The 23,374-nt window shown below is 49.3% G+C and carries 20 protein-coding genes and 3 tRNA genes; 19 read left to right on the top strand and 4 right to left on the bottom strand.

Annotation, left to right across the window (positions count from 1 at the left end; genetic code table 11):
- Position 1 precedes the first annotated feature (1 nt).
- The 4 genes from rfbD (at position 2) to E1757_RS17655 (ending at position 4,160) form a co-directional block, all read left to right on the top strand.
- Positions 2-847: a dTDP-4-dehydrorhamnose reductase gene (gene rfbD / locus E1757_RS17640; protein ID WP_133230440.1), complete on the top strand. Its 846-nt coding sequence runs from the start codon at positions 2-4 to the stop codon at positions 845-847.
- The gene (locus tag E1757_RS17645; RefSeq protein WP_133230442.1) at positions 847-1,794 is read left to right on the top strand and encodes a glycosyltransferase family 2 protein; all 948 of its coding nucleotides are present in this window, start codon (positions 847-849) and stop codon (positions 1,792-1,794) included. The genes rfbD and E1757_RS17645 overlap by 1 nt, the downstream gene beginning before the upstream one ends.
- Before the next feature lie 82 nt (positions 1,795-1,876).
- Positions 1,877-2,743: a glycosyltransferase family 2 protein gene (locus E1757_RS17650; RefSeq protein WP_133230444.1), complete on the top strand. Its 867-nt coding sequence runs from the start codon at positions 1,877-1,879 to the stop codon at positions 2,741-2,743.
- 7 nt (positions 2,744-2,750) lie between these two features.
- Positions 2,751-4,160: an undecaprenyl-phosphate glucose phosphotransferase gene (locus E1757_RS17655; protein ID WP_133230446.1), complete on the top strand. Its 1,410-nt coding sequence runs from the start codon at positions 2,751-2,753 to the stop codon at positions 4,158-4,160.
- A 97-nt stretch (positions 4,161-4,257) separates the two neighbouring features.
- Here the strand turns inward: E1757_RS17655 and galU are convergent, their stop codons facing one another.
- Positions 4,258-5,145 (bottom strand): UTP--glucose-1-phosphate uridylyltransferase GalU, encoded by an 888-nt coding sequence (gene galU / locus E1757_RS17660; protein WP_133230448.1) that lies wholly within the window; start codon positions 5,143-5,145, stop codon positions 4,258-4,260.
- A 267-nt stretch (positions 5,146-5,412) separates the two neighbouring features.
- Between galU and E1757_RS17665 the strand changes: the two genes are divergently transcribed.
- The 5 genes from E1757_RS17665 (at position 5,413) to E1757_RS17685 (ending at position 11,711) form a co-directional block, all read left to right on the top strand.
- Entirely contained in the window at positions 5,413-6,468 is a 1,056-nt protein-coding gene (locus E1757_RS17665) for an outer membrane lipoprotein-sorting protein (RefSeq protein WP_133230450.1), read from the top strand.
- A gap of 491 nt (positions 6,469-6,959) precedes the next feature.
- Positions 6,960-8,156: an alanine racemase gene (gene alr / locus E1757_RS17670; RefSeq protein ID WP_133230452.1), complete on the top strand. Its 1,197-nt coding sequence runs from the start codon at positions 6,960-6,962 to the stop codon at positions 8,154-8,156.
- A gap of 217 nt (positions 8,157-8,373) precedes the next feature.
- Positions 8,374-8,655 carry a CopG family ribbon-helix-helix protein gene (locus E1757_RS17675; RefSeq protein ID WP_133230454.1) on the top strand — a complete coding sequence of 94 codons (282 nt, stop codon included), beginning with the start codon at positions 8,374-8,376 and terminating at the stop codon, positions 8,653-8,655.
- Between the two features lie 3 nt (positions 8,656-8,658).
- Entirely contained in the window at positions 8,659-9,009 is a 351-nt protein-coding gene (locus tag E1757_RS17680; protein WP_014649298.1) for a type II toxin-antitoxin system PemK/MazF family toxin, read from the top strand.
- Between the two features lie 479 nt (positions 9,010-9,488).
- Complete coding sequence (locus tag E1757_RS17685) at positions 9,489-11,711, top strand: Tex family protein (RefSeq protein ID WP_133230755.1); 2,223 nt, start codon at positions 9,489-9,491, stop codon at positions 11,709-11,711.
- Between the two features lie 323 nt (positions 11,712-12,034).
- Here E1757_RS17685 and cmpA read toward each other — a convergent pair whose 3' ends face one another.
- The gene (cmpA, locus tag E1757_RS17690; protein ID WP_133230456.1) at positions 12,035-12,178 is read right to left on the bottom strand and encodes a cortex morphogenetic protein CmpA; all 144 of its coding nucleotides are present in this window, start codon (positions 12,176-12,178) and stop codon (positions 12,035-12,037) included.
- Between the two features lie 258 nt (positions 12,179-12,436).
- On the bottom strand, positions 12,437-12,796 hold the full coding sequence (locus E1757_RS17695) for a hydrolase/acyltransferase (RefSeq protein WP_133230458.1): 360 nt from the start codon (positions 12,794-12,796) through the stop codon (positions 12,437-12,439).
- 139 nt (positions 12,797-12,935) lie between these two features.
- On the opposite strand from E1757_RS17695, the gene E1757_RS17700 reads away from it, so the two are divergent.
- The 3 genes from E1757_RS17700 (at position 12,936) to E1757_RS17710 (ending at position 13,599) form a co-directional block, all read left to right on the top strand.
- Entirely contained in the window at positions 12,936-13,409 is a 474-nt protein-coding gene (locus E1757_RS17700; RefSeq protein WP_133230461.1) for a SprT family protein, read from the top strand.
- Between the two features lie 18 nt (positions 13,410-13,427).
- Positions 13,428-13,503 (top strand) — tRNA-Asn (locus E1757_RS17705).
- Between the two features lie 7 nt (positions 13,504-13,510).
- Positions 13,511-13,599 (top strand) — tRNA-Ser (locus E1757_RS17710).
- Positions 13,600-14,012: 413 nt separating this feature from the next.
- Here E1757_RS17710 and E1757_RS17715 read toward each other — a convergent pair.
- Complete coding sequence (locus E1757_RS17715; protein WP_133230463.1) at positions 14,013-14,834, bottom strand: helix-turn-helix domain-containing protein; 822 nt, start codon at positions 14,832-14,834, stop codon at positions 14,013-14,015.
- A gap of 287 nt (positions 14,835-15,121) precedes the next feature.
- On the opposite strand from E1757_RS17715, the gene E1757_RS17720 reads away from it, so the two are divergent.
- The 7 genes from E1757_RS17720 (at position 15,122) to E1757_RS17750 (ending at position 23,223) form a co-directional block, all read left to right on the top strand.
- A complete protein-coding gene (locus E1757_RS17720) occupies positions 15,122-15,931 on the top strand; it encodes a phytanoyl-CoA dioxygenase family protein (RefSeq protein ID WP_133230465.1) in 810 nt (269 codons plus the stop codon).
- Between the two features lie 345 nt (positions 15,932-16,276).
- Positions 16,277-17,863 carry a response regulator gene (locus E1757_RS17725; RefSeq protein ID WP_133230467.1) on the top strand — a complete coding sequence of 529 codons (1,587 nt, stop codon included), beginning with the start codon at positions 16,277-16,279 and terminating at the stop codon, positions 17,861-17,863.
- Positions 17,847-19,613 carry a sensor histidine kinase gene (locus E1757_RS17730; RefSeq protein ID WP_165972164.1) on the top strand — a complete coding sequence of 589 codons (1,767 nt, stop codon included), beginning with the start codon at positions 17,847-17,849 and terminating at the stop codon, positions 19,611-19,613. Before E1757_RS17725 ends, E1757_RS17730 begins: the two co-directional genes overlap by 17 nt.
- Before the next feature lie 106 nt (positions 19,614-19,719).
- Positions 19,720-21,063, top strand: coding sequence for an ABC transporter substrate-binding protein (locus E1757_RS17735; protein WP_133230471.1), 1,344 nt, complete (start codon positions 19,720-19,722; stop codon positions 21,061-21,063).
- A gap of 181 nt (positions 21,064-21,244) precedes the next feature.
- Positions 21,245-22,168 (top strand): carbohydrate ABC transporter permease, encoded by a 924-nt coding sequence (locus E1757_RS17740; RefSeq protein ID WP_246079250.1) that lies wholly within the window; start codon positions 21,245-21,247, stop codon positions 22,166-22,168.
- Positions 22,165-22,968: a carbohydrate ABC transporter permease gene (locus tag E1757_RS17745; RefSeq protein ID WP_133230473.1), complete on the top strand. Its 804-nt coding sequence runs from the start codon at positions 22,165-22,167 to the stop codon at positions 22,966-22,968. Before E1757_RS17740 ends, E1757_RS17745 begins: the two co-directional genes overlap by 4 nt.
- Before the next feature lie 180 nt (positions 22,969-23,148).
- Positions 23,149-23,223 (top strand) — tRNA-Glu (locus E1757_RS17750).
- Positions 23,224-23,374: the final 151 nt, after the last annotated feature.

A 23,374-nucleotide genomic window follows, 5' to 3' on the forward strand; every position in this document is an offset into this window, starting at 1 on the left:
AATGAGAGTACTGGTTACTGGGGCATACGGCCAATTAGGACGCGATGTTGTTGATATATTTAGGGAAAAGCATGAAGTTTTGGGATTTGGAAGAAATGAGCTAGATATTACAGATCCCAATCACTGTCAGCAAATGATTCAAGAATATCGCCCCGATGTGATAATACATTGCGCAGCATACACGGCTGTTGATTTAGCTGAAAGTGAAGAGGATCAAGCTTACTTGGTCAATGCCTATGGAACCAGAAATGTAGCTGTTGCAGCAGAAAAAATGGGCTGTAAAATTTGTTACATTAGCACGGATTATGTCTTCGATGGCTCTTCAGCAAATCCATATAAAGAATACGATAATACGAATCCGACAAGTGTTTATGGAAAGTCTAAACGAGCCGGTGAAAATCTAATTCAAACGTTATCAAGCAAGTACTTCATTGTTCGGACCTCCTGGGTTTATGGGCAGCATGGCAATAATTTTGTTAAAACCATGTTAAAGATCTCGAAAGAGAGAGATAAGCTAAGTGTCGTAAATGATCAAATCGGCTCGCCCACATTTACAGAAGATCTTGCGAAATTTTTACTCGAATTAGTAAATTCTGAAAAATACGGCATTTACCATGCCTCAAATAGCGGTAGCTGCTCTTGGTATGATTTTGCAAAGGCTATTTTTGAGGAAAGCAATATAGCGATAACTGTTCAGCCTTGTACGACAGAAGATTTTCCAAGACCTGCTCCGCGGCCAAAAAATTCGGTGATGGATCATTTGTCCATTCGTGCAGATGGCTTCAAAGATCTTAGACCATGGCGTGAAGCATTAACTGAATTTCTTCAAAAATACGGTGATTCATAATGAATTCAATAAGTATTCACATTGTAACCTACAATAGCGAGCCCTACATTCAAGATTGCTTGGAAGCTGTTATGGCACAAAGTTATCCTATTGATTCGGTTATCGTTATTGATAACAACTCAAATGACCGCACCGAAGAGATGCTGAACCCTTATATTGACCGCATTACTTATATTGCCAACAAGAGTAATGTTGGATTTGCCGCGGCTCATAACCAAGCGATTCGCTTATCCCAATGTGATTATTATTTGATACTAAATCCGGATGTCAAGTTGCATCCGGATTATGTCTTTAATCTAATAAAGCAATTTAAGAATGACCCTTCGATAGGAAGCGCTACAGGGAAGTTGCTATTTAAACAGTCCCCGTCGATTGTTGACAGTACCGGTCTTATCATAAACAAAGCACGCAGAGCTTTTGATCGGGGAGCGGGTGGTCATAGCGAAGATTGGGATATAAGTATTTATGTTTTTGGTGTTTCCGGTGCCGCGGCGCTTTATTCAAGGTCAATGGTCGAAGATATAAGTGTAAACGGCTGTTTTTTTGACGAGGATTTTTTTGCTTATAAGGAAGATGTGGATATTGCTTGGCGAAGCCAGATTTACGGATGGAAGGCTTATTACTGTTCGGATGCAATTGCCCATCATGATCGCGGCTGGAAAAAAGGCGCGAGGAGTCATATCCCATTATTTATAAGAAAACATTCCTATATTAACCGTTATATGATGATGATCAAAAACGAGAGTATAGCCTATTTATTTAAACACTGTATGCCAATTATTTTATATGAAGGAATGAGCTTTATTTTTTTCTTGTTAAAAGAACCGAAGGTTTTGACCGCGTGGCTTGATTTCTTTAAACATTTTAAAAAATTGATTGAAAAAAGAAAGATCATTCAACAAGCACGCAAAGTCGAATTTTCTGAAGTTTACATGTTTTTCAAATAAAGTTGAAATTAGTATCGTTCTTTATAACTAGTTTCATGTTATAATTATGAATAAATTACTCCCCAGATATGAGGCAAAGTACATGGACCTAAGTATTATTATACTTAATTATAACACATGTGAACTAACGATAAATGCAATAAAGTCGGTGTATGCTTCTCATACTCATTATAAGTATGAAATAATAGTAGTTGACAATAACTCAGCTGACGCATCTGTACAAACGATAAATGAAAATTTTCCAAGTACGGTGCTGATTAAAAACGATGAAAACTATGGATTTGCTAAAGGTAATAACATTGGCATCAGAAAAGCAACGGGCCGATATATTTTATTATTGAACTCTGACACAGAGGTCCAGGAGGATACCTTGGAAACCATGATTGCTTTTATGGATAGCAATCGTTCTATAGGTGCTGCCGGTTGCAAAGTAGTCCTTCCTGACGGATCCTTGGACAAAGCATGCAGAAGAGGATTCCCAACGCCATCCGCTTCGTTTTATTATGCTTTTGGAATTTCGAAACTATTTCCCGACTCGCCTCGTCTAAACCAATATCAGCTGTCTCATTTAGACCCGGATCAAGATTATCCGGTCGATTGCTTGGTAGGGGCATTCATGATGGTGAGAAGAGAGGCATTCGAACAAGTAGGACTGCTTGATGAGAATTTTTTTATGTACGGGGAAGACATCGATTGGTGCTATAGAATCAAACAAGGCGGATGGAACATTCATTATTATCCCTATACGCAAATTGTTCATCATAAGGGTGCAAGCAGCAGACGAAAACCGTTCAAAATTATTTATGAGTTTCATCGAGCCATGTATTTATTTCATAAGAAGCATTATCAAACGCGCTACAACTTCTTGGTAAACTATTTTGTATACTTGGGAATATTCGTGAAATTCGCGGTTTCCGTAGCGTTAAATCGTTTTGGATCTGTGAGGTGAGTTAAAATTGGTCAGACAAAGCCATGGATTTCTATCGCAAATATATGCTGTAACTGATTTTATTTGTATTCAGCTCGTTTTTCTTTTTTCATGGTGGCTCAAATTCGATAGCGGCCTGATTCCATTTGACAACCCGTTAAGTTTTCACAGATATGTTTTATGGAGCGTCATTTATGGTGTTGTTGCCATTTTAATAAGTTATTTTTTTAATTTTTATACTCCGAAACGGAAGAAGCGATTTTCATACGAACTCTTTACCATTGTTCAAGTTCATTTTATTAGTGTGCTAGTATTACTCAGCTTCCTCTTTGTATTTAAGGAACTTGATGTATCTCGTTCTTACCTGCTTTTATTTTTAGTCAATAATATATTATTTATTAGTTTTTATCGATATGTTTTAAAGGCTAGTCTAAAACACTATAGACAAAAAGGATACAACAAGCAGTTCCTGCTCATCATAGGCGCCGGTTCTTTGGGCAGACGGTTTTATAAAAACCTGAAGCGTTATCCGGAATTGGGATATGAGGTGCTAGGATTTTTAGATGATTACCAAACCGAGCATGGAAATGAACATGATAGTAATTATAAACCTATTCTTGGCAAAGTAGATGAACTGGCGGTCTTTCTGGAGAAAATGCTGGTCGATGAAGTAATCATCGCTTTACCGCTTCATGCCCATGAGAAATACGCTAAAATCATCAATGTTTGCGAGAAGGCCGGAGTAAAGACGCTTATTATTCCTGATTTTTATGATTATTTGCCTTCAAGACCATATTTCGACAACTTCGCGGGCATTCCTTTGATTAATGTCAGAGATATTCCGTTAGACGAGTTTCGCAATCGTTTCTTTAAAAGAGCGTTCGATATCGGTTTCGCATCCGCGGCCATTCTTATTACTTCACCATTATTGCTCCTCGTAGCAATAGCCATAAAGCTTTCATCGCCAGGGCCGATTATTTTCAAACAGGAACGCGTTGGCTTGAACCGGCGCACGTTCATGATGTATAAGTTTCGGTCGATGAAAGTCCAGACGGATGAGGATTCGGATACGAAGTGGACGACGGAGGATGATCCGCGTAAGACGAAGTTGGGATCATTTCTGCGTAAAACCAGTTTGGATGAACTGCCGCAGTTTTTTAATGTGCTGTTTGGCCACATGAGTGTAGTAGGGCCTCGCCCGGAACGGCCGTATTTCGTCGAACAGTTTAAGGAAGAGATCCCGAAATATATGGTGAAGCATCACATTCGTCCCGGGATTACAGGCTGGGCTCAATCGAATGGTCTGCGCGGGGATACTTCAATAGAGGATCGCATCAAGCACGACATTTTTTATATCGAGAACTGGAGCTTTTTGTTCGATATTAAAATTATTTATAGAACGATTATTAACGGCTTCATAAATAAAAATGCATATTAAACGGAAAGGGCTGCCCCGTGGGACAGCCCTTTGTTTTCGATTGGCTTACTGGAGGAGCCATACACACTAGCCCTGCTTCTAAAGGGTTTTTACAGCATTATTTCGCTTTTCTATTCGATGCATCCCGAAGAACATTATCGAGATAATCAAGCAGCTCATACCTTAAATCATCCTGCTGCAAAGCGAAATCGATCGTAGTTTTAATAAAGCCCATCTTATCGCCGACGTCATATCTTTGGCCGATAAAGTTGTATGCATACACTTTTTCAGTGCTTTTAAGCTTGGAGATCGCGTCGGTTAACTGGATTTCGCCATTGGCCCCAAGCTCGAGATGCTCGAGAATATCAAAGATTTGCGGAGTCAAAATATATCTTCCCAAAATCGCCATATTGGAAGGAGCTTCTTCGACTTTCGGTTTCTCGATGAGCTGATCGATCTCATATAATCTTTCGTCAATAAGGTGCCCGTCAATAATTCCGTACCTCGATACTTCTTGTTGTTCTACCGGCTGGACCCCAATGATCGAAGAGTCATATGTATTGTAAAGGTTAATCATTTGTTTTAAGCAGGGAGGTTCGGCTTGCACGATATCGTCGCCGAGGAGAACGGCGAATGGTTCGTTGCCGATAAATTTTCGGGCGCACCAAACGGCGTGCCCCAGCCCTTTTGGTTCTTTTTGCCTGATGTAATGAATATCGACAAGGTTGGACGGCTTTTGGACCTCGTTTAATAAATCGAGCTTGCCTTTGGATAATAAAATTTGTTCCAGTTCAACATAATTGTCAAAATGGTCTTCGATCGCCCGTTTTCCTTTTCCCGTCACGATAATGATATCTTCGATTCCGGATGCAACCGCTTCTTCAACTATGTACTGGATTGTAGGCTTATCGACAATCGGCAGCATCTCCTTGGGCATCGCTTTCGTCGCAGGCAGAAATCTTGTTCCTAGACCAGCAGCGGGTATAATCGCTTTTCTTATTTTCACGGAACCACTCCTTGTTTAACATGCTTAATATACCTATAATGAACAAAGGTCATAGTGTTATTGTATTTAGTTAGTCTATATTTTATCACCAGTTGATGAACGCATCCAGCTTCAGCCCGTCGAAATTCGGTTCTTCACCACCAACTCCTATAACCACCCGGTTATAGGAGTTTTTATTTGCAGCCCCAACCTTGTCTGCATAATTGTCCAAGTCCCCACATAGACATGTTATCAAAGTTGCTTTTACTATGGGTGGAGGGGATTGGAATGCGGCGAGTCACATGGGTGATGGCCATTGTGATGTGTTTGGTCCTGCTGTTGGCCGGTTGCGGCAAGAAGGACGCGAGATCGGTAGTGAAAGATTTGGACACGGTGTTAAACAAGCTGGACAGCTATCAGGGCAGCGGGCGGATGATCCTGCACACCGGGCAGGAACCGCAGGAATATCAGGTGGACGTGTGGTATCAGAACCCGCATTATTACCGGATTTCGTTGAAAAACGACAAGAAAGATATTACCCAAATCGTGCTGCGCAATGACGATGGGGTGTTCGTGCTGACGCCGCATTTGAACAAGAGCTTCCGATTCCAGAGCGATTGGCCGGAGAATCAAGGCCAGGTGTATTTGTACCAGTCGCTCGTTCAAAGCATTTTGCTCGATAATGATCGACAATTTACGACGGATGAAAAAGGGTATGTGTTCGATGTGCTGGCGAATTATCAGAACGGTTCGTTGGCGCGGCAAAAAATTTGGCTCGATAAAAAGAATTATGCGCCGCAGCATGTTGAGGTTTCGGACGCCAATGCGAACGTCATGGTCGTCGTCGACTTTAACCAGTTCGAATTCGGCAAAAAGTTTGACAAGGATTCATTCGACATGCAGCGCAATATGACAAGCTGGAAGCTGGAATCGCTGCCGACGATGGCGCCTGTAGGCGGGGCGAAAGCTTCGACGGATACGGCTGCCAAGCAGAAGGCTTCCCAGAAGCAGTTCGGGGTCATAGAACCGTATTACATTCCGAGCGGCGTCAAGAAGCAGGATGCTACCGATATTAAGCTGGGCGAGGAGAAAGCGGTCATGCTGCGCTACTCCGGCAAATACAACTATACGCTCGTGGAATCGCAGCCGCAGACACAGACGGTATCCGTCCTTCCCGGCGATATCGTAGATCTTGGATACACGTTGGCGGTCATTACCGGGGATGCGAAGAAAACGCTAACGTGGACGTATGACGGCGTGGAGTTCAGACTATCGACTGGCGATCTTCCCATGACGGAAATGATTACGGTAGCCCAATCGGTACAAGGCGAGATGGGCAAATAAGTGAACTCGTTCAGCTTTGCTGAACATCGGGGAATCAGATGGGGACTCTACCCCACCTGATTCAAGGCCCACCTTAAAGGTGGGGGTCTTAACCCGATAAAGTCGTGATCGGATAAACTGACGCTTCGCTGATAGTTAGATGTTCAATATTTTGTTCATTGACACTCGGGGACGATGCGATTACCATAAGCTTTAGAGTAAAATCCTTTTTACATCAGGATGGACGAAGCATGCTTTGAGCTAAGGGCTCGCGGGGAGGCAGGATTCCTGCCTGGGCAAGGGTTCAATGACCGCCTTGCAGCACTACAAAGCGCCCGGGATTCGTGGGCTTTGGAACTGTTGCGGGACCGCTCCGACGCCGGAAATGAATATTGTATTCAAAGGCGAGGACCGCGCGTGCATGCATACTCCTTAACAATTATACGGCACGGTTAGGGGGAAGCTCCCTTGTTCAGGGGGGCTTCCCCTGATGTCATAGAGAAGGTGGACTTATGGATTCGTTTTTTCGGCCAACGAGAGTGGAAATTTCTTTGGATGCGCTGCGAGCCAATCTGCAGCAATTCCGGCGCGTGCTTCCCGACCATGTGAAGATGATGGCGGTCGTCAAAGCGGATGCGTACGGACATGGGGCCGTCGAGGTTTGCCGGGAGGCGCTTAGCTGTGGGGTTGGATACATCGCGGTCGCTTTTTTGGACGAAGGTCTGGAATTAAGGCAGGCTGGCATTACGGCTCCGATTCTAGTAATGGGCTATACTCCGCCTGAAGGGCTGGAGACCGCCTGGGAGCACGATATTACAGTGAACGTATACAGTCATGAAGTATTGGATGCTTTTGAACGGCTGGAGCACAGAGAGAAGCCGCTATCCATTCATGTGAAAATCGACTCGGGGATGAACCGGTTGGGGCTGCCTACGGAAGCCGAGGCGATTGAGCTGATTGAAAGAGCTCTGCATATTCCGGGACTGTATGTGGAAGGCATTTTTACCCACTACGCTTGTGCGGATGAAACGGATAAATCGTATACGATCGAGCAGTACGAAAGATTCGACCGGGTGGTGCAATATTTTCGCAGGAAGGGCATACAATTTGATTATGTTCATGCGGGCAACAGCGCCGCGGCGATCGATTCGCCTCATTTGACGTACAATATGGTGCGGCTCGGCATCAGCATGTACGGACTGTACCCCTCCGAGGAGGTCAATCACCAATTGATTGAGCTGCAGCCGGTGCTGAGCATCAAATCCGGAATCGTTATGGTCAAAACGGTGCCGCCAGGCTCCGGAATCAGCTACGGGACGATTTACCGGACATCAGGGGATGAAACGATTGCAACGCTGCCGATCGGGTATGCGGACGGTTTTTCGCGAATGCTGAGCGGGAAAGCCCATGTTTTGGTAAAAGGGGTTCGGGTGCCTGTCGTCGGCCGAATTTGTATGGATCAGTGTATGATGAACGTGACAGGCGTTGAGGATCTCCATCACGAGGAAGAAGTTGTCATATTGGGCCCGCAGGGTGATGATCGAATTACGGCGGAAGAGCATGCGGCATGGCTCGGCACAGTCAATTATGAGATTACGTGTATGATTTCGCATCGCGTTCCCCGTGTCTATATCCGTAACGGCGCGGTCGTATCTACAGTTAACCCGCTGATCCGGCAGCATCGGGGTATCGTTCCGCAGCCGGACTGACGGAATTTTCCAGCCGTTTTTTTGGATGAAGCGAAAAGGATTTTCCGTCCGGACAACGAATATATAAATACGGACTTCTATGGAATGGAGACATAACAAGTAAAGAAAAGGTATAACATATTTGCTATACTTGGTGCATATACTCATTTTGTATAATTTTTCTGTATATTCGCCATAATGGTAATACGGTTTGTATGTTTTTGGGGGTGCATGCTTGGTGTCCAACGCACATAACACGAAACGGATCATGATCAGTTTGCCGGACCATTTGCTGCAGGAAGTAGACGGCATCGTGGAAAAGGAAAATTCCAACCGCAGCGAATTCATTCGTCAAGCGATGAAGCTTTACTTGGTCGAACGGAAAAAACGTCACTTGAGAGAATCGATGCAGCGGGGATATATGGAAATGGCGAAAATCAACTTAAACATGGCCTCGGAGGCATTTCAGGCGGAGGAAGAAGCGGATAACACTCTGGACCGTTTAGTAAGCGGGGTGTAACAAGTGATTGTCAAACGTGGCGATGTTTTTTTTGCAGATCTTTCACCTGTCGTAGGATCGGAGCAGGGAGGCATCAGGCCTGTTCTGATTATTCAAAATGATATCGGCAACCGCTTTAGTCCAACCGTTATCGTAGCGGCGATTACAGCACAGATTCAAAAGGCGAAGCTGCCGACACATGTGGAAATCGACGCAGAGGCTCATGGCTTTGACCGGGATTCTGTTATTTTGCTTGAGCAAATCCGCACGATCGATAAGCAGAGACTCACAGATAAAATCACTCACCTGGATGAAGAAACGATGCGTAAGGTAGACGATGCCTTGCAAATTAGCGTGGGACTGATTGAGTTTTAATGCAGGTATGGATTGAAGCGAGAGGCCGCGTACAAGGCTTCTCGTTTTTTTGTTTATTCTTTGCTTCGCGCAGCCTTGATAAACCCGCCTGTTCTATAAGGACGGCAAAGCCGTTTATGCTGCTCACTGACACATATATGCGGAGCTGCGGCGGCCGGGAACAGGGCAGTGCTGGAAACCCGGTAAATCAGAAGGCCAAAAGGTCGGGAGTTCCAAAAGCACGGTCAGCATCTTGGCCTCGCATTGGATTTCAGCCGCCAGAGCGGGTACAATTCAAGGTAGCGGAAAGGCAGAGATTAGTTGGGCAGGATCCGTCTGCCAGCGGTTATGTAAATCACCTGATTTCCGCAATACAGTCCGCTCGAATACCGAAGTCCGCTTACACCACTTGCCATAATGTTACGGTTGTATGTTCATCGGCCGGGCAACGCAAGCTAGCTTGTATGAAGATAACCTTGGGGAGGCTACTATATATGACGATGTCGAAGGAAGAAGTGTTGCAGCTGGAAGAAACAAAAATACATACAGATATTACCGATGAAATGAAGGCGGCGATTCTGGAGCGCATTCAAAAGCAGATCGCTTCCGAGCTGCAGCTTGCGATCGGCAAGGTGCGCACGACTGTCGGGCTGCTGGATGAAGGGAATACGATTCCGTTTATTGCCCGTTACCGTAAAGAAATGACCGGAGAGCTGGACGAAAACCAGCTGCGGGATATCGAGGAGCGTCTATCCTATTTGCGCAATCTCGAATCGCGGAAGCTGGAGGTTATCCGGCTGATCGATGAGCAAGGCAAGCTGACCGCTGAGCTGAAGTCTTCGATTGAGCAGTCGGTGAAGCTGCAGGAGCTGGAAGACCTGTACCGCCCCTACCGGCAAAAGCGCAAGACGCGCGCCAGCGCCGCCAAGGAGAAAGGACTGGAGCCGCTGGCCGTCTGGATATTGTCCCAACCGCGCCAGGGCGATCTGCAGGCCGAGGCAGCGAAATACGTGAGCGAGGATAAAGGCGTGGCAACCGCGGCGGAAGCCGTACAGGGCGCGATGGACATATTGGCCGAGCAGATAGCGGATGACGCCAAGGTACGGGCGTGGGTACGCAAATATACATACGATCAAGGCATCGTCCGTACGGAAGCGAAGGATGCCGAGCAGGAATCGGTATATGAAATGTATTACAGCTACCAGGAGCCGGTCCGCAAGCTGCCGCCGCATCGTATTCTCGCAATTAACCGCGGCGAGCGGGAAGATGTGCTGAAGGTGACGCTCGACGTGCAAACGGAGCGCATTCACGAGTATATGGGGCGCCAGCTGATAAAGGGGCCTTCCGTTGTCAAGGAAACGTTGACTGCTGTCATCGAGGATGCCTACAAGCGTCTGCTTGCACCATCCATCGATCGCGAGGTGCGCAATGAGATGACGGAGATGGCGGAAGAGAAGGCGATTGAAGTATTTGCCGAAAATTTGCGCAATCTGCTGCTGCAGGCCCCAGTCAAAGGCAAGGTAGTGCTCGGCGTTGACCCTGCATACCGGACAGGCTGCAAGCTCGCCGTAGTCGATGATACCGGCAAAATGCTGGAAATCGCCGTCACGTATCCGACGCCGCCTAATAATAAAGTGACGGAAGCGAAGGCAAAGTTCCGCAACCTGATCGACACCTACGGCGTCGAGCTGATTGTTATCGGCAACGGTACGGCATCGCGGGAAACCGAGCAGTTTGTCGCCGAGCTGATTAGCGAAATGAAGCAGCGCAAGCTGCAGTATTTGATTGTAAGCGAGGCCGGAGCGAGTGTGTATTCGGCTTCCAAGCTGGCGGCGGGCGAGTTCCCGGATCTGGATGTGGCCGAGCGCAGCGCCATCTCGATTGCGCGGCGTCTGCAGGACCCGCTGGCCGAGCTGGTGAAGATCGAGCCGAAGGCGATCGGCGTCGGGCAGTACCAGCATGATGTGACGCAAAAAAGGCTCGACGAGAGCTTGACCTTCGTCGTCGAGTCTGCGGTCAACCATGTCGGGGTCGACGTCAATACCGCGTCGCCGTCGCTGTTGTCTTACGTTTCCGGCATTAACAGCACGTTGGCCAAAAATATCGTGAAGTACCGCGAGGACAACGGCAAGTTTATAAGCCGGGCTCAGCTGCAAAAGGTGCCGCGGCTCGGCGCCAAAGCCTACGAGCAGTGTGCCGGCTTTCTGCGGATCAGCGACGGCAGCAACCCGCTCGACAGCACGCCGATCCATCCGGAGTCCTATGATGCGGTGGACCAGCTGTTCCGCGAGCTGAGGCTGGAGCTGAAGCAGGTTGGCACGCAGCAGCTGAAGGACATGCTGCAGCAGGTTGCGCCGGCCGAGCTGGCGACGAAGCTTGGCATCGGAGTGCCGACGCTGCGCGATATTTTGGACAGCCTGCAGCGCCCCGGACGCGATCCGCGCGATGAGCTGCCTGCGCCGATTTTCCGTACAGACGTGCTGCGGATCGAGGATTTGACGGCTGGGATGGAGCTGCAGGGGACCGTGCGCAATGTTATTGATTTTGGAGCGTTCGTCGACATCGGCATTAAGAACGACGGGCTCGTCCATATTTCGCAATTGAGCGATACGTTCGTGAAGCATCCGAAGGATGTCGTATCCGTAGGCGATACGGTGACGGTCTGGGTACTGAGCGTCGACTTGAAAAAGGGACGTGTCAGCTTGACGATGAAAAAGCCGTAAAGCGGAGCAGTTAAGCGCCATTCACGGCCAAGTGAACTCGTTCAGCTTTGCTGAACATCGGGGAATCAGATGGGGACTCTACCCCACCTGATTCAAAGCCCCCTTAGAGGTAGGGGTCTTAACCCGATAAAGTCGTAATCGGATAAAGTATGTGAGCCTATTCAAAAAAAGAGCCCGGGATGCGCTGGTAAATCGCGTTCCCGGGCTTTGTTTTTGCCAAGTTTCGGTACGGAATAGCAAGCTGCTTGCTGGCAGGCTCACAGCTGTTTTTGACCTTTTCCGATACTTTTTCATCGGACTTTCAGAGCTGAAGCTTTCATATACTAATGGTGCTGAAACGACGAGGCATCCTCCGTATCGCACCGCCGCGTCCGGTAAAAAAACCAACAGTCGTTCAGCAGCCTGACCTGTCTGTGGTTTTTGTTGTAAAATGCGCGCATTAGTTGATTGCACAGCCATTGTGGCAAATGAACCAGCCCCTTCCCGCTATCCTGATGTGCGTGCTTAAAGCCTAACTCCGTTGGAGCGAAAGCGCGGAGGTTCTATTGAGCCTGCGCTTGGTTTCATTCCGGTCAATAGCGACCGTGGTCATTTCGCCAAACCAGCCTGAAAGCAAGCTCGTTGCAGGCGACGCAGCCGTTGATCCGGATTGCCGTTTCAACACGGGGCTTTAAACCGTTAAACATGGTATAGGATATGGTCTAGTGGGCTTCTGGGTGCAGGTCCTAATTGGCCGGTTCTTCTTCCTCCTCGTACCATTGCTCCAGCTGTGCCTGTAGCGCGCGGATTTCGGTCAGCAGGGACACAAGCGGATAGGCTTGTTCGTTGATGGAGGAGAACGTTTTTTCCAGCTGGTTAATATAATCGAGACCGTGGTGCAGCTTGTACTGCGGCTGAACGATATCCAGTTCGTCGCATTCGGCGATTACCTTGGGCAGCGAAGGGACGTTGGCCGCAGTCAGTTTGTCGAGCTCTTTATGCAAACGCTGGTTCAAGGCCGTCAGCTGGTACGTATGGGTTGCAGGCAGTTCAACGAATTCGATGTGATCATTATGCTGCAGGATGGCGTATCTCATTTTGGGCATGGTAGTGCTCCTCTCTGACTATCTGCTTAGGGAAGAAAGTTAAGTTATTTTATCCAATTAATAATACCTACTTGACAGTGTAGCCTATGATGCGGTTACAATTCAAGTGAGAAAACGAAACACCGAGGGTGGGTTACAAATGGAGGACCAGCAGCTGCAGCAATGGGTGGAGCGGATTTCGTTAGCGTCGTTCGGGCGTCCTTTTGTTCATAAGGCCCGTTTCAATCGCAGGCTTACTTCAACCGGCGGCAGATATTTCACCAAGTCGCATGATATTGAGATCAGCTGGCAGCAGTATGTGCAGTTCGGCGCGGACGATGTGGAAAAAATCATTAAGCATGAGCTTTGCCATTATCATCTGCATCTGGCGAAACGGGGCTATCAGCACCGGGATGCCGATTTTAAAGCGCTGCTCCAGCGGGTGGGAGGCACGCGCTTCTGCAAGTCGCTGCCCACAGCGAAACGCCGCGAGCCGTACCGGTACAAGCTTGTGTGCACAAGCTGCAATACCGAATATTTGCGCAAAAGAAAGCTCGATCCGCGGAAATATGCCTGCGGAAATTGCAGAGGGAAATTGAAGCTGCTGAAGCTTGACTTGCAGCAGCATTCGTGATAAATTATAACTTGTCTTTCCCTGATAGCTCAGTTGGTAGAGCACTCGACTGTTAATCGAGTTGTCACAGGTTCGAGTCCTGTTCGGGGAGCCATGTCTTTGGAGAGATACCCAAGTGGCTATAAGGGGACCCTCTGCTAAGGGGTTAGACTGCGTAAGTGGTGCGAGGGTTCGAATCCCTCTCTCTCCGTAAAGAAAAACCGCCTGTTTAGGCGGTTTTTCTGCGTTGAGGAGAGAATGGGATCGAACCCGGTAGAGGGGACGTCGAAGCGGCGTTATGGCCGTGAAGTCTCGCGATCCGCGAGCGAGGAACATTTAAGGAAAAAGGAAAGTGACACAATTGTCAGAGTAGATCCAGGGAGGGAACGGGTGTGGGGTGGAAAGTTTACGGGCCGTCTTTGAAGACGTATTTCCACCGCCTGCTCTAATCAAAAGAAATACGGCTTCAACAACGGCTGGAACCCCACACCTGTCCCTCCTCGCGCACCGACGTATGGGTGTGCACCTCTCGTAGGATTGTCTTGTAATTTTTCTCCGGCAGAGTCGAAGCGGCGATACGGCCGCGCCAGTAACAATCAAGACCATGCGCCGGCCGACGCACGTCTACGTCCCCGGCCGCCCGGGATTGCGCGCCTGTTTTTTATAAACGCTCGGGCTAACGCCGAACCGCTTGCGAAACTGATTGATGAAATGATTGTAATTTTGAAACCCGACATGATCGCATACTTCCGACGCGTTCAGCTCCGTATGCTCGAGCAGCAGCGCGGCCTGACGGATGCGCATTTGATTTAACGTATCGACAATAGAGGTGCCGGTGCTGGCCTTGAACAAATGAGAAAGCCTTGAAGGCGAGAGGCCGACCGTTTTCGCCAACTCATCGATCGTGAGAGGCCGGCGCATATGCTCCGAGAGCAGGTGCAGCGTTTCTTCGATGCGCGAATCCAGCTTCCGGCTGTTTTTTTGCGCCATCAGAATTAAAATCTCGCGCAGCGCATTGAGACACAGCTCATGCCAATACTCGCTTTGTTCCCGCGAATCCGCCAATATGCGCCGGAATGCCTGGAAGATGCGGTCCCGCGCGGATTCATTTTCCAGTGAGTGGATCAGCAGCGGCTCAACCGGCAGCAAAGAGGTTTCCATCAGCTGGGGGGAGAAATGCGCCCATACAAAATGCCAGCTTTGACCCTTCCGCGTGCCGTATTGATGGGGGGTGTCGGGTTTTAGCAGCGTGATGTCCCCGGATCGGCATATTCGTTCCGTCCCTGCTGTGATAAAGTATCCTTCACCCTCCAGCGTATACGTAATGAGCCAATCGCCCATCCCCTGGAGCCGCTTGGTCATATACGTGTCCGGCTCATGAAAATGTCCGGCGATCACGGTACCGTTCGAATGGCCGGTAAACTGGGATACCCGGTCAATATTCATCCTTTTCCTCTCCTGAATCCCTGCTATGCGCTGCTGATTCGGCATTTCCTTCAACAGAACGTTTCGTCATGTTCCTCAGCTTCGCAAATCGGGTTTGTTTTTTGCTGTCCGCGTCTGTCTGCATCCATTATAACCATCATACTTCAACGTATCCGATTCGCCAACAAGCAGCAGGATTGTGTGAATATTTAGCATGATTGCTACTACTTTTCGCCAAGCGTCCCCCGTATACTGAAGGCATAAGAAATATTCATTTCAATACCACTCGCGATGGGGAGGAAACATGTATGGCTAACGGATTAGGCAGGCTGTCGGAAGAGCAAATGCGGCAATTTGAAACGGAAGGTTATTTAATTGTGAAAGGGCTGTTTTCGCCGGGGGATTTGGCTGAAATCGAGCAAACCTTTGAGGAAATCGGCAATCAGACGGTACCCGGCCATTTCGAGCCGGAACTGAATGCGGAGGTGAACGATCCGCTGAAACGATATCCGCGCGTGATGCACCCGCACCGTTTTAATGAAACGGCCAAAAAATATATGCTGCATGAGCCGATTATCGAGGTGCTGGCGGATTTATTCCAGGAAGAGCCGCTGGCGGCGCAAAGCATGTTTTATTATAAGCCTCCGGGCTCGCGCGGACAGGCGCTCCACCAGGATAATTTCTACTTGAAGGTGGAGCCGGGAAATTGCATCGCGGCATGGGCGGCCATCGACCCTGCGGATGAAGAAAACGGCAGTCTTCTCGTCGTACCGAAGACGAATCATTATGAAATCGTCTGCCCGGACGAAGCGGATGCGAATGAATCGTTCACGGTCCACTACGTGAAGCCGCCGCAGGATCAGAAAGCGGTTCCCGTCGTGATGGAGAAGGGGGATGTGCTTTTTTTCAACGGCAATCTGATCCACGGCTCGTACCGCAATAAAACGAAGGACCGGTTCCGCCGGGCGTTCATTTGTCACTACGCCAATCAATCGGCGGTCCGCATCGGCACGCATTATCGCCCGCTGTTCCGTAAGGACGGCACGCCGGTCGATCTGGAAGCGAACCCGTCGGGAGGGCCCTGCGGCATTGAATTTGAAACGGTCTATCCGCACTGAAGCCGGAAAGCAAGCGGCATCAAGCCGTGCCGGCAATCGGTCAAGCTCCTCCAAAGCCCGGACCGTTCCATCCAAGAAGGCGTAAGGGACATTACCTTCGTCAAAAACGGATGAAATTGGCACGGTCTCAGCTATTCATCCATATTGCAGAAACGAATCCGGTCTGTCATAATCGAAGCAGCCTAAGCCCAATTGCTTAGGTTGTTTTTATCATGATAGAGAGTGAAAGTTTTCAATGGGGCCGAAGCTTCCTGTCATTCCAGGAAAAGCTTGTATTTTCATCGAAAGGCTTCGTTCTGAAGCTTCATTTAAGTTGCTATTATTTCCGGCGAGGAGGCAGAATGCATGGCGAACACGATCAAGGTCATGATTGTAGACGATGAAGTGCTGGCGATCCAGCATTTGCTGCATTTGATTCCGTGGGCGGAGTACGGCTTCGAGATTGTGGCCGAAACGACGTATCCGCAGCAGGCATTGGAATTGTTCAGGAAACACCGGCCGCAAATCATATTTGCCGATATCCGTATGCCGGGAATGGACGGTCTGGCGTTCAGCAAAGCGATATTGCAAATGAACGCGCCGGTTCATATCGTGCTGCTCACCTCTTACAAGGAATTCGAATATGCGAAGGAAGCCGTCAAAATCGGGGTATGCGACTATTTATTGAAGCATGAGCTGCACCCGGAAGAACTGGTTGCGGTATTGCAGCGGATTCGGGAGACATTGAAGGAGAACGAACAGAAAGAGGCGTTGATCCGTCGCCAGCTGTTCCAGGATTTGCTGAAGGGATTAGAGCTGACCTGGGAGCAAACCCGGCTGCTGTCCCAGGAAGGCGGGCGCCATGGCAATCCGTTTCTGTTTTTGCTGTTGGCTGCCAACGCAGCCCTTCCGGTTTTTCCGGTTCAACCGACGGAAGAAGCGCGGCCGGAGCCATTCGGATGGAACGAAATACCGGCGGACGACGGCTTCCGCTGTCTGGATATGCTTCCGATAGGCCGCCAACAGTGGGGGGCGATCCTGACTGTTCCCAAGACGTCCGGCTACCTGCAGGCGCGCAGCGAAACGATGGCGATCGCCCGTCTGTTTCAAAAAGCGTTTCAGGCGCAGCGCGGCATATCCGCATCCGTCGCGATTTCCCCGCTGTTTCCCGAACTGACCGAGCTGCATCGGGTATATGCCGGCTGCGATCGTATATTGCAGTATGCGCCTTTTTTTGAAAATGGATCGATTATCGAACCCGAAGTCGTACCGGTCAAAGCGGCCGACCTGCGGGAGGACGTTCAACCGTATGTGACCCGCACAGCCGCTCAGCTGGAGCGGCATGAGGCGGAGCAGGCATGCTTGACGGTACAGGAAGCTTTTACCCATTTGATTAAGCGCTTTCAATTAGAGGAAGCGATGCTGTTGTGCCGGGAGCTCGTCGCGATGCTCGATTCGTTTCGTCTCAAGCGGCGGCTGGCGAGGCTGGCGGAGCGGTCGGCGGCGGAGAGGGAACGCAGCAATTGGACGACCTTCAATCGCATCTCCCAATGGTTTCAGCACATGCTCCGGGAGACGATCCGCGAAGCGGATGCTATGCAAAGCAGCCGGTATTCGTGGAAGGTACGTCAGACGCTGGAGCGAATCCGTGAAAACTATAAAGAAGCGCTGACTGTGGAAAGCTTGGCTGAAGAGGTAGGCATCAGCGGCGACAGGCTGCGGCATTTGTTCAAGCAGGAAACCGGTGTGACCGTGCTGGATTATATCACACAGGTCCGCATGGAGCATGCCAAGCAAATGCTGCAGGACAAGCGAATCAAGGTATATGAAATCGCCGATCAGGTAGGGTATAAGAACAGCCAATATTTCAGCCAAGTATTTCGCAAGACGGTAGGTGTGAATCCATTGGTTTATGCGGAAGGGAAGCGGGCGGCCGATGAAATGGAAAATTAAAAGCAAGCTGATGCTGATTACGTTTTGCATCGTTTCCGTCTCGCTGGTGTGCAGCGGTTCGTTCACCTACTATTATGTAACCCAGATGATCCGGGAGCAGTCGATCCAGGACAGCCGGGTCAAGCTTTCCCAGAACGCTTTTCAAATCAAACGCATTCAGGAACGAACCGAAAAAATCGCCGAATTTATTATCAGCGACAACGACATCCAGCGGCAGCTTCAGGCTAATCCTACGCTGAACGAGGAGCAGACCTATTTTCAGAAAAAGGCTGTGGAAGAAAAACTGAAGAAGTTTACCGCGTTAAATGACTTTATTATTAATGTTTTAATTGTCAGAACGGACGGGGAGATGTTTTCCAACAATGCAGGCTTTGAAAATTATTTCGAATCATACTTGCAGGGGGACTGGTTCACCGAATTGGCGGCTGAAGGCGGCAATCCGCAGTTTTCAACGCCGCATCCTTTCTTTTATGGCAATGGGGTAGGAGAAATGCAGGCGGTAAGCTATGTGGTGCGTTACCGCAGCATCGATGAGCCGGATCGCGGGGGCGAGCCCCAGACGTTGATTTTCGATATTAAATATTCGGAATTTGCGGCCGCATTTCAGCAAAGCCAGGGCCAGTACGAGCAATTGCTGCTGCTGGGCAGCCACCGGGCGGTGCTGTACAACAGCAGGGATAAGGATGCCCTGTACGTGCCGGACCGACTCGAGCGTGAAATCGATTCGGGCCAAGGTTATTGGGAGGATCGGCAGTACATTGTCATTTACAATCAATCGATGCTGAAGGGCTGGCTCCAGGTTGCGATTATTTCCAAGACGAAGCTGTTCGCCCAAATCAACTCCATTCTGTTTTTGTATGTGACGGTCATCCTTTGCAGTCTGATCGTTATTTTTTCGGTCATGACGCCGACGATCGCCCAAATAACGCGTCCTCTTTCAAAGATGGTTTCGGCTATGAAGCGGGTTTCCGACGGCGATTTGAACATGCATATTTCCATTTGCAGCGGCGACGAGCTGGAAATTCTCGGAAACGGCTTCAACCGGATGATTGCCGAATTGAAGGAGCATGTCCGCAGCTCCGTGGAAAGCGAGAAATTGAAGCGGACGATGCAGCTGGAGCTGCTGATGTCCCAGATCAATCCTCATTTTATTTACAATACGCTCAATACGGTCATTTACTTAAGCCGCGCCAACCGCAACCGCGAAGCGGAGCAGATGACCCAATCGTTAATCGGCATTTTGCAAAATTCGGTGCATAAGGGCGACAGCTCCTTCTTCACGAAGCTGGCGGATGAAATCGGAATTGTCGAGCAATATGCGGACATTCAGCAGTGCCGCTACCCGGACCGGTTTCGGCTGGAGTGGAGCATCGACGAACGGCTGTACGATTTGATTGTGCCGAAAATGATTTTGCAGCCGATTGTCGAGAACGCGCTGTTCCATGGCATTTGCTCGACGGTCAGGGAGGACATGGGCCGCATACGGATTCAAGCGAGCCAAACGGACGAACTGGTCGAAATTTCGATCGAGGACAACGGCAAAGGCATGTCGGCCGAACAGCTGGAGCGGCTGGCTGCGGTACAGCCCGGCGGCGCCGCGGCAAACGCGGACAAAGGAGGGATCGGCTTGGCCAATGTGCGGGAGCGCATCCGATACCATTACGGGAAAGACTTCGGCGTGCATATCGAGAGCATCGAGGGCAAGGGCACGCGTGTCGTGTTGAAAGTGCCGCAGACGACGGCTTCATAACCGGAATTGAAACAAAATAACCGTTTTGTCTGGTTTATCGCGAGGGCGGCTGATTATAGAATAGAAATGTAATCGCTTACTTTACATTGTTCAAAGGAGGGTTTATATGGCCGCAAAACGAAAGAGCCGGTTTACCGTTGTACTTGCCGCATGTCTGAGCTTGACGCTGCTGCTCGCCGGCTGCAGCTCATCTCCCGCTTCCCAGCCGCAGGCTGCACCTGACGGTAAAGGGTCGACCAAGCCACAGGACATGAAGGCCACGATTAAAGTGTGGGATTGGGACGAAGCCTTTTTAAAGTATATGGTGCCTGAATTTAACAAGGTGTACCCGAACATTAAGGTCGAATACACCGTAGTGAACGGCAGCGACTATTTACAAAAGCTGCAAAGCGGCATCGCCTCCGGCTCGGATGTACCGGACGTTATTCTCGGCGAAATGGCCTATCGGGGACAACTGTTTGATCTGGGCATTTTGGAAAACCTGGAGGCCGCCCCGTACAATGTGAAAAGGCAGGATTTGTTCGATTATTTGATTCCGCTGCTGACCAACGCCAAAGGCGAGCTGGTCGGTGTCGATCAGCAGATCGCGCCGGGCGGCTTTGCTTACCGCAGAGATTTGGCCAAAACGTATTTGGGCACCGACGATCCGGCCCAGCTGGAAACGATGCTGAACGATTGGAACGCCTTTATCGCCAAAGGAAAGGAGGTCAAGGAGAAGAGCGGCGGCAAGGTGCTGATGATGTCCGGGCTGTCCGACGCTTTTCGTATTTTGTACGGCCAAACCGCCAAGGAATATATAAAAGGCAAAGAAATCGATCTGACCTCAAGAGTAAAAGCGCCGTTGGAAACGTTGTTTAAAATGAGGGACGCCGGCATTCTCGGCAAGCTGGAGAGCAATACGCCGGCATTGGCCGCCTCCTATTCGAAGGGCGAATTTTTGTTCTATCCGATGGCGCCGTGGGGGCCGAAATGGTCTGTCGCCGCCAACGACAAAGAAGGCAAGGGCAGATGGGGACTCGTCAAAGCGCCGGGCGGCGGAGCGACGATCGGCGGCACGTCGATCGGCATTAACAAAGGCAGCAAGGTGAAGGACGCAGCCTGGGCTTATATCAATTTCTGCTATTTATCCAAAGAGGGCACAACGTTGTCATTCACCAAATTCGGCTTCCCGCCGGGGCTCAAATCGTTTTACGTCAACAATGATTTGATCGAAAAAGGAACGGAATACGACGAATTTTTCGGCGGCCAAAATCTGATGAAATACTTCTATGCCAAAATCATTCCGGAAGTGAAGGGACAGCCGCAAACCAAATACGAGACGACCGTGCTCAGCGCGTACAATACGTTGTATCCGCTGTTTACGAAGGATACGGGCATCGATGCGAACGCGGCGCTGCAAAAATTTATTGCCGAGGTTAAAAATAAGGCTCCTGACGTGACTGTGAAGTAACGGTAACGGTCAAGTAAACGAGCCTCTTTTCGGCAGCCGTTCCGGTGAGCGGTTGCCTTCTTTTTTCAGTTGCCGGAAAGTTTTATACTTTGCTTCGCACAACCTTGACAAACGCGCCTGTCCTCTAAGGACGGCGAAGCCGTTTCTCCTGGTTCGGAGATTGGAAAGTGAGGCGTACCATGTGAAAGCTGTTATGCAGAGAACGACGCAGGGCGTCCGGATTTGGCCTTACCTGTTTTCCCTTCCGTTTATGTTAGCCTATCTTGTGTTTCATTTTTACCCGGTCATTTATTCCTTGTTTTTAAGCTTGCATGATTGGAACGGTATCGGCGATAAAACGTTCGTCGGTTTTCAAAATTATGCGGATTTGCTGACAAAGGATCCATTGTTCTACAAATCGCTTTACAATACGGCGCTGATCATGCTGATCTCGATTCCGGTCACGATTTTACTGGGTATGATCATGGCTTACGTGACATTTCATCTGACGGCGGGCAAGCGATTGTTTCAGACGGTTAATTTTATGCCTTATATTACAACTCCTGTCGCGATCGGCTTTATATTTTCCTATATGTTCGATTGGCAGAGCGGAATTTTGAATCAGCTGCTCATCCGGCTCGATCTGGTGAACGAGGGCGTGTATTGGCTGCAGGAGCCGTTCACGGCTCGATGCGTCATTGCGCTGATGTTCATATGGCGTCATCTCGGTTATTTCATGGCCATTTATTTGGCCGGTATGACGGCGATTCCCCAGGACATTTATGAAGCGGCCAAAGTGGACGGTTCGTCCGGCGCCCATACGCTGGTTACGATCACGCTGCCGCTGCTGAAAAATATATCGGTTTTTCTGATCGTAACGTCGGTGATCGGCGGGTTCCAGCTGTTCGACGAGCCGAAGCTGCTGTACGGCGGCTGGTCGGCGAATTCGATCGGCGGCCCGGACAACGCGGCGCTGACGGTCATCTGGAAATTTATTGACAATACGTTTATTTCCGACAACCGGTTCGGCTACGGGGCGGCGATCGCCTATACGTTATTTGTGATCATTATTTTCTTCTCGATGATCAGCTATCGGCTTTCCGCAGGGAAGGGGGAGAAGGAATGAGAGTCGTGAAGCTGTCGTTTTTGACAGTCATTACACTGGCTTCCTTGTTTCCGTTCTACATGATGGTCGTCATGTCGACTTACTATAACGAGGACTTGTTTCTGGGGCTGCCGCTGCTGCCCGCATCGTATTTTATTGAAAATTTAAAAACCGTGTTCAAATCGAATTTTATCCAGGTGTATGCCAACAGCCTGCTCGTCTCGGTGTTCGCGGTCGTTTTTTCCTGCCTCATCAGCGCCTTGATCGGCTTTGCCATTGCGAAGTATGAGTTCAGGCTGAAAAAGGCGTTAAATTATTTCATCATCATCACGATGATGGTGCCGTCCCAGGTCGGCACGATCGGTTATATTATCGAAATGCGCAATATGGGCTTCGGCAACACGCTGTTCCCGATTATGCTCGTATGGCTCGCATTTCCGTTCGGCGCCTTCTTTATGACGCAGTTTATTAAAGATACCGTGCCGAAGGAGATTATCGAATGCGCAAGGATCGACGGCTGTTCGGAGCCCCGGATAATGGCGCAGATCGCGATGCCGCTAATAAAATCGGGTATGTCCACGCTGGCCATTCTTGTGTTTCTATGGTCGTGGAACAGCTATTTGCTGCCGCTTGTTACGATCAACAACCCGAAGTGGTATACGGTGCCGATCTTCGTGTCCAACCTGGGAATTGTCCATCGTTCCGATTACGCCGCGAGGATGTGCGCGTTGACGCTGTCGACGATTCCAATTTTACTCGTGTTCATCGCCGGATCGAAAAACTTCATCAAAGGCATTACGGCGGGAGCCATTAAAGGATAACGCGATGGCGGAACCGCGCTGCTATAAAGCCCAAAAGTCGCCAGGGATCGTACTTCCGGCTGCTTTTTGGGCTTGGTTTCGCGCAATTTCGACATCGTGAAGAAAAAGCTTGTCAATCAATAGGCATTCGGCTATAATAACTCTTGTCGCCAAAAAGACAAGCGATTTTATCGCCGGCATGGCCCGTTGGTCAAGGGGTTAAGACACCTCCCTTTCACGGAGGTAACAGGGGTTCGAATCCCCTACGGGTCACCATTAGCTTCCATGCAGGGGATGAGAACCCCGAGGTTCGTCGGAGCTCATCATCGTTAGCATAAGCGTCGCAGTCTGGCTACGAAGTAGACAGTATCCCCTACGGGTCACCATTAGCTTCCATGCAGGGGATGAGAACCCCGAGGTTCGTCGG

Source organism: Paenibacillus piri (genome assembly GCF_004354045.1).
GTDB lineage: Bacteria > Bacillota > Bacilli > Paenibacillales > NBRC-103111 > Paenibacillus_S > Paenibacillus_S piri.

Coding starts and splice junctions, on each gene's coding strand:
- E1757_RS17725 (WP_133230467.1), top strand. CDS start 16,277: ATGGCGAACACGATCAAGGTCATGATTGTAGACGATGAAGTGCTGGCG.
- E1757_RS17665 (WP_133230450.1), top strand. CDS start 5,413: ATGCGGCGAGTCACATGGGTGATGGCCATTGTGATGTGTTTGGTCCTG.
- E1757_RS17735 (WP_133230471.1), top strand. CDS start 19,720: ATGGCCGCAAAACGAAAGAGCCGGTTTACCGTTGTACTTGCCGCATGT.
- E1757_RS17700 (WP_133230461.1), top strand. CDS start 12,936: ATGGAGGACCAGCAGCTGCAGCAATGGGTGGAGCGGATTTCGTTAGCG.
- E1757_RS17695 (WP_133230458.1), bottom strand. CDS start 12,796: ATGCCCAAAATGAGATACGCCATCCTGCAGCATAATGATCACATCGAA.
- alr (WP_133230452.1), top strand. CDS start 6,960: ATGGATTCGTTTTTTCGGCCAACGAGAGTGGAAATTTCTTTGGATGCG.
- E1757_RS17720 (WP_133230465.1), top strand. CDS start 15,122: ATGGCTAACGGATTAGGCAGGCTGTCGGAAGAGCAAATGCGGCAATTT.
- E1757_RS17645 (WP_133230442.1), top strand. CDS start 847: ATGAATTCAATAAGTATTCACATTGTAACCTACAATAGCGAGCCCTAC.
- E1757_RS17745 (WP_133230473.1), top strand. CDS start 22,165: ATGAGAGTCGTGAAGCTGTCGTTTTTGACAGTCATTACACTGGCTTCC.
- rfbD (WP_133230440.1), top strand. CDS start 2: ATGAGAGTACTGGTTACTGGGGCATACGGCCAATTAGGACGCGATGTT.
- E1757_RS17730 (WP_165972164.1), top strand. CDS start 17,847: ATGAAATGGAAAATTAAAAGCAAGCTGATGCTGATTACGTTTTGCATC.
- E1757_RS17650 (WP_133230444.1), top strand. CDS start 1,877: ATGGACCTAAGTATTATTATACTTAATTATAACACATGTGAACTAACG.
- E1757_RS17715 (WP_133230463.1), bottom strand. CDS start 14,834: ATGAATATTGACCGGGTATCCCAGTTTACCGGCCATTCGAACGGTACC.
- E1757_RS17685 (WP_133230755.1), top strand. CDS start 9,489: ATGTCGAAGGAAGAAGTGTTGCAGCTGGAAGAAACAAAAATACATACA.